The following is a 12,787-nucleotide window of genomic DNA, read 5'->3' on the forward strand; positions in this document are numbered from 1 at the left end:
ATAATAAATGAAGCCTGAGGAGGTACTGACATGAACGTTCAGATTACAGAAAAGTATGACATCGTGGTGGTGGGAGGAGGTCTGGCGGGGTTCTCTGCCGCTGTCGCTGCTGCACGCCAGGGCGCACAGGTATGCCTTGTCCAGGACCGCCCGGTGTTCGGGGGCAATTCCTCCTCCGAGATCCGCGTATCGCCGCATGGAGCGGCTTGCTTCCATGCCTATGCCCGGGAGACCGGTATTATCTCCGAGCTGCTCATTGAGGAGCGGGCCGTCAACCATGAATGGATTACCGAGAACGGCTGGACCAACAGCGTATGGGATATGACGATGTACGATATGGCGGTACAGACGCCGGGCCTCATCTTTCACTTGAATACTGCACTGCTGGAAGTACAGATGGAGCATGAGCGCAAGGTGCGTGCTGTGCTGTGCCGGACTTCAGGTGCAGAGACGGAGCTCCTGATCGAAGCGAAGCAGTTCATCGACTGCACAGGGGACGGTGTGCTCGCTGACCTGGCCGGCTGTGAATGGCGGATGGGCAGCGAGGGCAAGGATGAATTCGGCGAGCCGCACGCCCCGGAGCAGGCCAATCAGGAAGTGATGGGCAATTCGATTCATTTCAAGGCGAAGGATATGGGGCGGCCCGTTCCGTTCGTGCTGCCGGACTGGGCGGTCCGCTATGAGGATGCCAGCTTCTTCTATGACCAGGGCCGCAAGCCCTACGATATCCGCAGCGGATACTGGTGGCTGGAGATCGGGGTGCCCTGGCATACCATCCATGATGCGGAGACCATCCGCCATGAGCTGACCCGTCATACGCTGGGCGTATGGGACTGGATCAAGAACCGTGATCCGCAGACCCGGGAGCTGGCCGCGAACTACGCACTGGACTGGATCGGCCAGGTGCCGGGCAAGCGGGAGAGCCGGCGCATTATGGGGAAGTATCTGATGACTGAGCATGATCCTGCAGGAAGGACTGTTTTTGAGGATGAGATCGCCTTCGGCGGCTGGTTCCTTGACCTGCATACCCCCGGCGGCCTGCTGGCACCGACCAGTGAGCCCAGCAGTGCCGAGCATTATGACCAGACCACCGATTATGCTGTCAAAAGCTATTGCGGTCCTTACGGCATCCCGCTGCGTATATGTATGTCCAAGGATGTAGATAACCTGATGATGGCGGGCCGCAACGTCAGTGTCACCCATGCCGCTCTGGGCACAGTGCGTGTCATGGGCACAACCGCGCTGATGGGGCAAGCCGCAGGCATAGCGGCGGCGATTGCGGTGGCGGAGCAGCTAAGTGCCGATGAGCTGCTGGCGACCCGGGTTCCGCATATTCAGCAGCAGCTGCTGCGGGACGGCTGCTTCCTGCCGAACGTTATCAATGAAGATCCGCACGACTTGGCCCGGCTGGCTGCGGTGACCGCAAGCAGTGAAGCGCTGCTCTACGGTGTAGGTCCGGCATCTGCGGGAACGGCTGAGCATCTGGTGGATTGGACAGAGACGAAGCCGCAGGTGCCGGAAGCGCCTGTGCAGCCGTATGACCGGGACCGGCTGAACCGGCGGACCGGGCAATGGATCGCGGTGGGTGACCGTCCGGTCCGGCAATTGGAGGTCTGCCTCAGCAATCTGTCCGGTGCCGGGCAGCGGGTTCAAGGATATCTGTACGCTGTAGAGAGCATCTGGGATTACCGTACAGAACCGGGAGAGCCGGTGGCAGAGCTGGAGTTCATCGTTCCGGAAGGCGAAAAGCTATGGATCAGTGTGCCGCTTGAGCTGGAGCCGGGCCGCGACTTCCCGGCGTTCTCCTACCTGCGGCTGGATCTGCAGGCACACAGCGGAGTGGCCTGGATCAAGGCGGGAACGGTCATCCCGGGCCATGCCTCGGCCTACGAGATCGGCGGCGGCAAGATGCGCAGCCTCAAGGAGAACCGCAGCTTCCGCCTGGAGCCGCCGCAGAACTGCTACGCTGCGCATCAGGTAACCAGCGGAGTCACCCGCCCGTACCGCTCAGCCAATCTGTGGCGCTCCAATCCGCAGGAGCCGCTGGGGCAGTGGCTGGAGCTGAGCTGGGAGCAGCCGCAGGGAGTGCATGCGGTGGAGCTCAGCTTTCCGGGGCATCTGTTCCACGAATACCATAACTATCCGCCGCTGTACCGTGATCCGCAGTGCGTGAGAGACTACAGCATCCATCTCTGGCAGGACGGCCGCTGGACCGAGGCAGCCAGGGTCAAGGACAACTACCAGCGCCGCAATACCGTCACGTTAGCACCGGCATCCGGCAGCTTCACTACGGATCGGCTGCGGGTGGTGGTTCACGGAACGAATGGCGATGCGTCAGCAGCCATATACGAAATCCGCTGTTACTGAACGAATCAGACAGACCGCTATGCGGTCTGTCTTTCGGCTGTATGAGAAGAGAGATACTTCATATCTATCCAAATTATTGAATATTGAATCCTCTGCTATACTTGGCAGGAACAGGCGATAAGGCTGAAGGGGGATGAAGGATGATCAAGAGATTAAGGTGGCCGGGCGGCCTGAAATACCGCATTTTCACAGCCTGTCTGCTGCTGGTTATTATCCCGTTCTCATTGCTCTGCCTGATCGGATTCCAGCAGATCGAGCAGATTCTGAAGCAGCAGCAGGTGGAACAGAACAAGCGGGAGATGGGCAGCTTCCGGGAGGATCTGCTGGATCTTGCCGGCCTGATGACCCGTTCACTCATTCTGATTAATCAGAATCCTTCGCTGGAGCAGTATCTCAGCCCGGATTCGACCCATGCGCCCTTCACGGCGATGCGCGAGATTAACCGCAATCTGGATTCTCTGGCGAACTCGTTCTTCCTGTCCACGCCATCCGTCTTCCTGACCGTCACGGACCGGGCCGGACATGCTTACTACAATTACACTTCGCGGAAGCCCATAGACGGGTGGCAGGTCTACAACGATATCTATCGCCAGCTTCAGGAGCAGAATGCCCGGGCCCCCTACTATTGGAAGGTGACGGACAGTTATGTCTCCAAGGAGATTGCCTCCGGCAGCAAGCTGCTGACGATTGATTCCCTGCTGCTGGATAGCGGGTCTGAGCCTTACGGCGCAGTCAGGATCAGCATGGACCACCGGCAATGGCTGAAGCAGTGGACCGGTACGGCTGATCCCCAGGCAGCCTATCTCGTACTAGATGACGGTGGGGAACTGATCTACCGCAGCCAAGAGAATGCCCTGATCCCGGATGAGCTGGCCCGCAGGTTCAAGGAGGAATTCCGCCTCCACCCGGAGAAGCTGGCCGATCTGACAAGTGAACGCGAGCAAGCGCTGTACCTGGCCAGTTACATGCCTTCCCTGAAGTGGACCCTGATCAAAAAAATCTCACTGGAGCAGGTCTTTGCCGGCACCAACGCTATTAAGCGTACGGCGCTCATCTCCCTCGTAGTGCTTACACTGGTGTTCATTGCCGCTACGCTGCTGATCTCCTCCAACGTCACCAAGCCGCTGCACAAGCTGCGCGATCAGATGAGCCGGGCGGCGGACCAGGAGCTGCGGGTAACGATCCCCACCACCGGCTACCGGGGGGAGATCCTTCAGCTGCTGACCAGCTTTAACCGGATGATTGCGGATATCGGTACGCTGATCTACCGGCTCAAAGTAGAGGAGCGCCAGAAGGAATCGGTCCGCTTCCAGATCCTTGTCTCCCAGATGGACCCGCATTTCCTGCTGAATACGCTGAATATGATCAAGAGCCAGGCGCTCAAAAATAAAGACAGCACCACCTTCGACATCTGTGTCTCGCTCGGGCTGCTGCTGGAGACCAGCCTCAATACGGAGCTGGATCTCATTCCGCTGGGGCAGGAGCTGGGGTTCATGGAGGCTTACATGCATATCCAGAATATCCGCTTCGCGAGCCGATATCACTTGGAAGTGGAATACGATCCTTCGCTGTATTATGCCCTGGTCCCTAAGTTCACGCTGCAGCCGCTGGTTGAGAACGCCATTATACACGGCTTCGCAGACAGTGTATCCGGCGGGCAGATCACTGTGGATATTCAAGCCAGCGGGAAGGAACTGGTCATACTCGTGATGGATAACGGGGCCGGCCCCGAAGCCGCCCGGCAAGCCGCTGCCAAGGCCGCTGTCCGCCGGAGCCGCAAAGGAATCGGGCTGAGCAATATCCGGGAGCGGCTGGAGCTGCTGTACCGGGGGCAGGCCTCCTTAACGCTCACCCGCAGCGTGGAAGAATGCCGGACGATCGTGGAGATCCGCACTCCGCTGCTAATATCCGAACCTTATGCCAAAGGAGAATCAGGCCATGTATAGTGTCTACCTGGTAGAAGATGAAGTGTTCGCCCGGGATATGGTGAAGCATCTCATTGCCTGGGAGAAATACGGTTTTGTCATCGAAGGCGAGTATGCGAACGGGGCGGAGGCTATGGAAGCTATGAAGCATAGCCCTCCCGACATCGTGATTACCGATATTGTTATGCCCGTGCTGGACGGGATTGAGCTGCTGCGCCGCAGCCGCGAAGCCGGCTGGGAATGCCCGTTCATCATGCTGACCTGCATGTCAGAGTTCGATTATGCCCAGCAGGCACTGGAGCTTGGTGCGATCGGCTACGTGCTGAAGCTCTCTCTGCGGCCGGAGCGGCTGATTGCTCTGCTGGAGCGGGCGCGGGCGGGTCTGGAGCAGCGGGACAAATGGCGGAAGCTCAGTACCCTTGGAGACACTGCGCTGCTTGCTGAAGCCGGACCTGCCGGGGGGAAGACCGGACATCCGCAGGTGGACCGCATTATTGAACATATATCTGAATACTATGCGCAGGAGCACACCCTTGGCGAGCTGGCCCGGCTGGTCAACATGGAGCAGACCTATGTCAGCAACCTGTTCAGGAAGAAGACCGGTCTTACCCTCACCAACTTCACGCAAAAGGTCAGAATTGAAGCGGCTGTACATCAGCTGCTCCATACCCGCCTGCCGGTCTCGGCCATCTCCTGTGCGTGCGGGTTCTCGAACGATAACTATTTCAACAAGGTGTTCAAGCGCTGGACGGGCAAAACCCCGAGCGATTTCCGCCGCTCCTAAAGACGCAAGCTTCAAGCGGAGCTGCCGCTTTTCCCAAATCTGTATCATTAGATCACAATAGCGTTCATGGGGCAGCGGAGCGGGGGCTGATATCATTATAGGCAAGCAGAGGATGCTGCACAGCAGCGGACTTGCGGACAATAGCCAAGGGGGTTGACAATAGATGAAGAACGCAAGATACGGATGGCTTGCAGGCCTGACCGCCCTGCTGATCATTGCAAGCGGTTGCAGCAGCAAGGACGGATCCGGCACACCGGCTGGAGCGGCTGAAGGCACTAATTCCGGGGGACAGAACGGCAAGACTATTACGCTGAAATTCTGGGGCGGGGTTCCCGAGGAAGCGGGACCGCTGGACATGGTGAAGGCCTGGAATGCGGCGAATCCCGGGGTGCAGGTGGAATACGTCCGTTATGTCAATGATGACAGCGGCAATCTGAAGCTGGATACGGCGCTTGTGGCCGGAGAGAATATTGATCTGTATACCAACTACGCCAAGTTCCAGCTGGAGAAAAGAGTGCAGTCCGGCGGTGCGCAGAACCTCAGCGAGCTGGGCGGGTATGATATTGAAGCGGCGATGGGCGAGCAGGCCAAGGCTTGGCAGTTCGACGGCAGCTACTATGGCCTTCCGACGGTCTCCTCGAAGTCTTTTGTCTGGCTGAACAAGAATAAGCTGGATGCTGCCGGGCTGGAGCTGCCGGATAACAACTGGACCCAATCGGACCTGGCCGAATATGCCAAAGTGCTCAGCAAGGATTCAACCTACGGCTATGTTCAGGGCACCAATATGTTCCCCTTCGGCATGGACGGCGAGCTGCAGAATGAATTCGTCAAGGACGGGAAGTCCAACCTGGACAGCCCGGTGACGCGCGGCTCGCTTGAGAGCTGGTACAAGATGATGCATGAGGATAAAAGCATGCCCGCCTACGGCGAGCAGATTGCCACCAAGCTTCAGGTCGATGCTTCGTTTCTGAAAGGGGAAGCGGCCATGCTGGGCTCCGGCAACTTTATTTTCCGAAATGCGAACAATCTGACCGACTACCCGCGTGATTTCAAAATTGCCTTTGCCACCATTCCGCGCCCGGATGGAGCGAGAGAGGACTTCCGCCTGGAAGGCGGGCTGAGCGATGTCGTTGCGATCAATCCGAATTCGGCTTACAAGGAGGAGGCGTGGAAGTTCCTGCAATGGTATGCAGATGAAGGTGTAGCCTACCTGACCAAGGGCGGCCGCATTCCTGCTTCGGCGAAGATCGATAACTCCCAGACACAGGCCAAGCTCGTAGCAGGCTTTGAAGAGCTGTATGATCTGGAGTCGCTGGAAAGAGTGCTGTTCGGCGGCCAGGATACGTATATCAACACGGTGCCGATTCAGCTGAATGACCTGCGTATGGAGGAGATGGAGCATTATTTCCTGAAGGATAAGACGCTGGATGAGACCTTCCAGAGCATCGTCAAGCGCCACAACGAACTCATTGCCAGAAGCAAATAACCCATAGAGTATCATTAAAATCCCCGTACCGTCAGGAGAACCGCAATTCCTGGCCGTACGGGGATTTCGCTGATTATAATTCCGGTTCCTGTTGGCTGATTGTGATGGCAATATTGCCTCTAGCCTTCCCGCTTGCCTGAAGCTCATAAGCACTGCGCAGCCCTTCTCCGCTGAGCGGGAAGACCGGGCCGGGCGGTGCCATCAGCTTCCGCGCAGCAATCAGCCGGGCCAGCTCGGACAGCTGGAGAGCATCGGCCGCCGGGATGATGCAGGCGGCCTGGATGCCGAGCCGGGCAGCCCGGACGGCATCAGGCGGTCCGGCCGTGGAGACCAGCCTGCCGCCGGGAGCGAGCACCGCGTAGCTGCTGTCCGGCACGCGGCCGCTTGTCGTCTCGATGACCGCATCGATACTCTGGCCCAGGATGGCAGCGAAGTCCTGTTCACTGCTGTTAATGGCCTGGTCTGCTCCCAGGCCCCAGGCGGCGTCGAGATCAGCATCGCTGCGGATCGTCGCAATCACGGTTGCGCCCCGCAGCTTGGCGAGCTGCACGGCGAAGCAGCCGGTTCCTCCCGTGCCGTCATGCACCAGCACGCGGTCCCGGCCGGAGACCCGGGCTGCGGCCAGCGCCTGCCAGGCCGTCAGCCCGGCGGCTGCGGTAACCGCCGCCGCTTCATAGCCCAGCTCCCGGGGCTTGAGCGCAAGCTCTGTCTCCCGGGCCAGTGCATATTCTGCGTAGCCTCCGCCTGCCCTGTTAATGATCAGACCGAACACTTCGTCACCGGGACGGAAGCGGGTGGCTGCCGGCCCCGTGTCTGCGATCGTTCCGGCCACTGCTGTGGGCAACTGGCTGTTCCCGGACTGCCGGGACGCCGGATGAAGCGAGGCGGCGTGCAGCCGGATGAGGACTTCATGCGCGCCGGGAACGGGCCGCCGTGCGTTCAACTCTGTGAAGCTCCAGGTTCCGCCGGACGATTCAGGGAATAGGGCTCTCATCTTGTGGCTGACCTCCTTGTACTGCATGCCTGCTGTTTGGTTCATACTATACTCATGCCGCCGGATGAAGTCAAAATTCCCGGTCTTTCCCGAATATTCGCACAAAAGATTGAAATCAGAGAGTACAGTACTGTAGAATTGCACTATACCAGATTGAACCAAGAAGGGGATTGTACAGCTTGAATAATGAAGAAATCGTCCATGAGCTGCCGGAGAACTATGAGGAACTGAAGAAAGCCGCCGGCCGCTCCGCAGACTGGAAAGCCCGCCTTGCAGCCGTCGAGGAGCTGGGCCGCTATAACCACAAACAGATTATTGATATTCTTACGCGCCTGATGAACAGCGATCCTGTATATACCGTTCAAGAAGCTGCCTACCACAAGCTTGTTGCCTTTGGCGAAGAGGTCAAGGTTCCGTCCAAGAACAAGGCTGAGCTGTTCAGAGGAATCTCCAAGATTGTTCTGCGGATCAAGAAGAGTCTTCCCAGAGACCATTCCTATGAAGAGTTCAAAGAGAAGCTCAAGAAGATGCGGATCGACGTCTACGATGCTTATGAAGGCGAGAAGGGCGAGCAATTCGATCCATGGCTGCGGAAGCTGTGGATGTCTGACGCCAAATAAATAGAAGAACAGCAGGCGGAGAGAGAGGGAGAGTTCCTGATCGCTCCGCTATATTTTTGTGATGGAGGATGAGGAGATGCTTACTGTTAAATTTGATGAATTCCTTAAGCGTTCGGCTCAACTGCGTCCCGGGTATCCTGCGAGCCTGGGGAAGGCCCCGGCCGAAGGCAGTGCAGTGCTTGCAGCGTGGATACCGGAAGTACCCGGATTGCTGCAGGCGGTCTACGATACTGTGCTTGGAACGGGCGGCGGTGAAGAGGATCCCAGTCTGGTAGAATTCATTCCGGGGTACCGGCTGATTCATATCAGCGAATACGGCAAGGAACTGGAGGTGCTGACCGGCATACTCCAGGAGAAGGGCTATACCGGCGGCGGAGTTGTTCTGCCTCTGCTGACCAACTATGGCAGCGACTATATCTGCTACCACAGGTCGGAGGACGGCACGGAGCGGATCTGCGATCTGCTGCATGATTACGGCGATCTGGTGGTGATGTACGATTCACCGGATACCTTCCTGGGAACCCTGTGCGAGTTCTATAAGCAGGAGGTTTATTTCCTGGACGAAGAGGGCTACCTGGACTGCGATCTGGTGATGGAAGGCGAAGTGGGCGCGGCGCTGAACCCCGGGGCGGCTTATTGGTCCGAGTGAACAGAGGTACAATGCTGAAAAGGAGCTGTCCCAGAAGCCATGAAACGGCTACTTGGGATAGCTCCTTATGCTGCGCGCCAGCAAAATGTATGCTGTTTTCCGCATACATTCGGGCTACATGCCTGCGCGTCAGCAAATGTATACTGTTTTTCGCATACATTCAGGCCTATATGCCTGCGCGCCAGCAAATGTATGCTGTTTTTCACATACATTCGGGCTACATGCCTGCGCGTCAGCAAATGTATACTGTTTTCCGCATACATTCGGGCTACATGCCTGCGCGCCAGCAAATGTATGCTGTTTTTCACATACATAATTTTTTATTCCGCAGCCTTCTTCTCCTGCTCGCGCAGCTCGACTCTGCGGATTTTGCCGGAGGTTGTCTTCGGAAGATCTGTAATGTATTCAATCTTGCGCGGGTACTTGTAAGGGGCGGTCTGTTCCTTCACGTGGGATTGCAGCTCCTGGGTCAGCTCGGATGAGCCGGTGTGGCCGTCCTTCAGTACAATGAACGCCTTGACGACCGATCCGCGGATCTCATCAGGGCTGGCCACCACCGCGCACTCCTTCACCAGCGTATGCTTCATCAGCGCCTCTTCCACCTCGAACGGCCCGATCGTGTAGCCTGAGCTGATGATGATGTCATCGCCGCGGCCCTCGAACCAGAAGTAGCCGTCCTCATCCTTGCGCGCCCGGTCGCCGGTGACGAAGTACTCTCCATGCGAGCTGTTCGCCTTGCGCTCAGGGTCCTTGTAGTACTGCTGGAACAGGGCCGGCATACTCAGATGCACAGCGATGTCCCCGACCACTCCAGCCGGCAGCGGCTGACCCTCCTCATCGATAACTTCTACAATGCCCGGCGCAATCGACTTGCCCATCGAGCCGATGCGGATCGGTTCATCCTTCAGCGCGGCAATGATCAGCGTGCTCTCGGTTTGTCCGTATCCGTCGCGGATAGTAAGATTGAAGTGCTGCTGGAAGGTATGAATAACCTCCTGGTTGAGCGGTTCCCCGGCGGATACCGCACAGCGCAGATGCGACAGGTCGAATTGCGCCAGCCCTTCCGTCTTGGCCATCAGGCGGTATTCGGTCGGTGTGCAGCACAGCACCTGAATCTGCTCGTCCTGCAGCAGCTGCAGATAGCGCTCCGGATGGAAGGGGCCGTTATAGACGAAGCCGGTCGCCCCGTTGCCGAGTACTGTCAGGAACGGACTCCAGATCCACTTCTGCCAGCCTGGTGCGGCAGTGGCCCAGATCGTATCCGATTCGCGGATGTCGAACCAGAGCGAGGAGGTGATCCGCAGATGAGCATAGCCCCAGCCATGTGTGTGCACGACAGCCTTCGGATTGCCGGTTGTGCCGGAGGTATAAGCGAGAATGGCAATATCGTCCCGGCGGCTGGCAACGGCAGGGAAGGCATCGGCCTGTCCTTCCATCAGTCCCTCAAGATCCAGCCAGCCCGCTTCGGGCTCCCCTTCTCCGGCGGAGACCGACAGACGGTAATCCAGCGCAGGCAGATCTTCGGCGATCTTGTTGACTTCGCCGGTGGCTTCGGACCAGACGATCACTGCCCGGGCTTCGGAATGGCGCAGCCGGTAGGACAGATCCTTGGCCCGCAGCATCTCTGAAGAAGGAATCACAGCCAGCCCCAGCTTCAGGCAAGCGAGATATATGGCGTATGCGATAATCCGGCGGGGAACCATAACCAGAACCCGGTCCCCTTGCTTCAGGCCAAGCTTATTCAGCCCGCCGGCCAGGCGGTTCGCCTGGGCCATCATTGCCCCGTAGGTGATGGTCTCCAGACTTCCGCTCTCGTGGAGCCATTTAAGAGCAATCTTGTCTTCAGGATGGCGCTCCATCTCCGAAGTGAGATTGTAGTATTCAGGTGCAATCCAGCGTTGATAATCCAAATGAACCTCTCCTATATGAACGTGATGTTGTTTCGGTTACCTACAGTATAGCATGTTCTCCTAGTACCAGATGCTAATTGCCCGAAGGCTACCGGAGAATGTTCTGTGACAGTTATTCTTGAGGCATTCCGGGTACATTATTAATTACAGCCCTTCATATAATGAAGCGGCAGAAAGCAGGCAGGGACCATGAAAGAACAACCGATCATTAATGAGACAGAATTTAATGAGATATTCGCGATTATGGAAGCTTCTTTTCCGGTAAGTGAGATCAGGACCCGCAGCGGCCAGCAGGCTTTGCTGAATCATCCTTATTACCACCTGTACACCCGCAGGAATGAGGAAGGGCAGATACTGGCTTTTTTGGCGGCATGGGAATTACCAGAACTGCGGTTTGTTGAACATATTGCCGTCAATCCTGAGGTACGGAGCGGGGGCATAGGGAGGGAATTGATGAGCGGCTTCTTGGCCCGGTCGGACAAGCCGGTGCTGCTTGAGGTAGAGCCGCCGGATGGTGAGCTGGAGCAGCGGCGCATCGGATTTTACGAGCGGCTGGGCTTTTACCTGAATCCCTATGAATATGTGCAGCCGCCGCTGCGTGCCGGACAGGCCGATCTGCCGCTGCATATCATGACCTATCCTGAGCCGGTTACAGTGGAACAGTTCGAGCGGTTCAGGGAGCTTTTGTACACAGAGGTGTATGGGGTGGATGCGCGGAGCAGAGTCTAGCGGCCGGTTATAGCTTGAATTACTTCTTTACAATCCGGATACAAGTTGGAAACAAGTTAATGGTTTAATACAGATATAGCAAGGAACACACCAACCAACAACATACACAAGGGAGACGATATTCAATGAAAAGCAAAAAAATGATCATAGCCACTATGGTATTCGGAATGACTGTTACCGGCGCAGCAGGTGTATATGCAGGGACCAATATGGAGAGAATCAGCGCTTATCTGAACCACAGCATCGGCTTCAAAGTAAACGGAGCGGCCTACAAGCCAGTGGATAACAACGGCAAAACTTTAGCGCCTATCACTTATAAGGATACAACGTACCTTCCGGTGCGGGCGATGGCCGATGCACTGAAGGTACCGGTCACGTTCAATCCTTCTACTAATGAAGTTATTCTGGGCAGCGGTTCGGCAACACCGGCACCGGATAACGGTTCAGCAGTGAAGCTGACGGCAGTACAATACAGCGCAGCGCAGAAAGAGCAGATTACTAAGGCATTCGCGAACTTCCAGGGCTTCGAGACGGCGTATGCTCCAACCCAGATGACCAGCGGAGACGCCTTCCAGAAGGTTGCGGGCGGAGATGACGGCGTAAGCTTCCTGTTTACAAAGATGCGTGTGAACGTGTCGCCGCGTGATTACTCTTATGATTATGACGGCACGACTGTGAAGCTCTCTAACGGAACGGAAGCGAAATGGTATACGCCTTCAGATATCCCGATGCTGACCTTTAAGCTGGCAGACCGGTTTGTGACCATCAGCTCTCCGGACAAGTCGCTAAGCAAAGCACAAATCGAGAAGGTAGCTGTAGGTGTTGAGAAGCTGAGTAAATAAAATTTCCAGGCAAAAGGGATGTCCCCGCGGACATCCCTTCTATTGTTGTGCGGTGAATGCGTGTATCCGATGGACTGATTAATGCTCTATTTGTTGCTGCTATGCTGTTTGTTTGCCAGTCGTGCACCCGGTGTTCCTTTGCCCCGGTTTCTGTTCTTCTGCGCTTTCCGCTGGTTCTCCTGGAATTTCTCTACGAATTCATGCGTGTTCATCGCAAGCCTCCTGTTTAATGGTGTGTTATGGATGTTCTTGCCCTTACTCTGTCCAATTCACTCGACCCTAATGCACATCAAGAAATAGAGAGCAAAAAAATGCTTGCAACTCATATTCGTCCATGGTATATTCTATTTCTGGCCGCGAAACATCAACGCTTGGTTCGAAAAGAGATTGAAAAAAAGAGCTTGCATTGATCGCCTGGATGTGATATATTATAAGAGTTGCTGGTGACGAGAACATCGCCGCCGACAACGAGCTTGATCTT

Annotated in this window: 12 protein-coding genes; 8 read left to right on the plus strand and 4 right to left on the minus strand. The window is 56.5% G+C overall.

The window, feature by feature from the left end:
• Window positions 1-30: 30 nt before the first annotated feature.
• From K1558_RS29425 to K1558_RS29440, 4 genes are all read left to right on the plus strand, one after another.
• Entirely contained in the window at window positions 31-2,367 is a 2,337-nt protein-coding gene (locus K1558_RS29425; protein WP_238655538.1) for an FAD-dependent oxidoreductase, read from the plus strand.
• A gap of 140 nt (window positions 2,368-2,507) precedes the next feature.
• Entirely contained in the window at window positions 2,508-4,313 is a 1,806-nt protein-coding gene (locus K1558_RS29430; protein ID WP_238655539.1) for a sensor histidine kinase, read from the plus strand.
• On the plus strand, window positions 4,306-5,076 hold the full coding sequence (locus K1558_RS29435; RefSeq protein ID WP_238655540.1) for a response regulator transcription factor: 771 nt from the start codon (window positions 4,306-4,308) through the stop codon (window positions 5,074-5,076). Before K1558_RS29430 ends, K1558_RS29435 begins: the two co-directional genes overlap by 8 nt.
• A gap of 163 nt (window positions 5,077-5,239) precedes the next feature.
• Entirely contained in the window at window positions 5,240-6,562 is a 1,323-nt protein-coding gene (locus K1558_RS29440; protein ID WP_238655541.1) for an ABC transporter substrate-binding protein, read from the plus strand.
• Window positions 6,563-6,635: 73 nt separating this feature from the next.
• On the opposite strand, the gene K1558_RS29445 is transcribed toward K1558_RS29440, so the two are convergent.
• Complete coding sequence (locus K1558_RS29445) at window positions 6,636-7,556, minus strand: NADP-dependent oxidoreductase (protein ID WP_238655542.1); 921 nt, start codon at window positions 7,554-7,556, stop codon at window positions 6,636-6,638.
• 179 nt (window positions 7,557-7,735) lie between these two features.
• On the opposite strand from K1558_RS29445, the gene K1558_RS29450 reads away from it, so the two are divergent.
• Window positions 7,736-8,176, plus strand: coding sequence for a HEAT repeat domain-containing protein (locus K1558_RS29450; protein ID WP_238655543.1), 441 nt, complete (start codon window positions 7,736-7,738; stop codon window positions 8,174-8,176).
• Window positions 8,177-8,252: 76 nt separating this feature from the next.
• A complete protein-coding gene (locus tag K1558_RS29455) occupies window positions 8,253-8,825 on the plus strand; it encodes an SMI1/KNR4 family protein (RefSeq protein ID WP_238655544.1) in 573 nt (190 codons plus the stop codon).
• 320 nt (window positions 8,826-9,145) lie between these two features.
• Here K1558_RS29455 and K1558_RS29460 read toward each other — a convergent pair whose 3' ends face one another.
• A complete protein-coding gene (locus tag K1558_RS29460; protein WP_238655552.1) occupies window positions 9,146-10,684 on the minus strand; it encodes an acetate--CoA ligase in 1,539 nt (512 codons plus the stop codon).
• Window positions 10,685-10,924: 240 nt separating this feature from the next.
• Here K1558_RS29460 and K1558_RS29465 point away from each other — a divergent pair, with 240 nt between their 5' ends.
• Window positions 10,925-11,464 (plus strand): GNAT family N-acetyltransferase, encoded by a 540-nt coding sequence (locus K1558_RS29465; RefSeq protein WP_238655545.1) that lies wholly within the window; start codon window positions 10,925-10,927, stop codon window positions 11,462-11,464.
• A 125-nt stretch (window positions 11,465-11,589) separates the two neighbouring features.
• The gene (locus K1558_RS29470; RefSeq protein WP_238655546.1) at window positions 11,590-12,306 is read left to right on the plus strand and encodes a copper amine oxidase N-terminal domain-containing protein; all 717 of its coding nucleotides are present in this window, start codon (window positions 11,590-11,592) and stop codon (window positions 12,304-12,306) included.
• 86 nt (window positions 12,307-12,392) lie between these two features.
• Here the strand turns inward: K1558_RS29470 and K1558_RS29475 are convergent, their stop codons facing one another.
• Together K1558_RS29475 and K1558_RS29480 are read right to left on the minus strand one after the other, a co-directional pair.
• Complete coding sequence (locus K1558_RS29475; RefSeq protein WP_238655547.1) at window positions 12,393-12,518, minus strand: DUF4023 family protein; 126 nt, start codon at window positions 12,516-12,518, stop codon at window positions 12,393-12,395.
• A 67-nt stretch (window positions 12,519-12,585) separates the two neighbouring features.
• A partial coding sequence (locus K1558_RS29480) for a hypothetical protein (protein WP_238655548.1) occupies window positions 12,586-12,787 on the minus strand: 202 nt, incomplete at its 5' end.

Origin of the sequence: Paenibacillus piscarius (genome assembly GCF_022234545.1) — a bacterium.
Classification (GTDB): Bacteria; Bacillota; Bacilli; order Paenibacillales; family Paenibacillaceae; genus Paenibacillus_AQ; species Paenibacillus_AQ piscarius.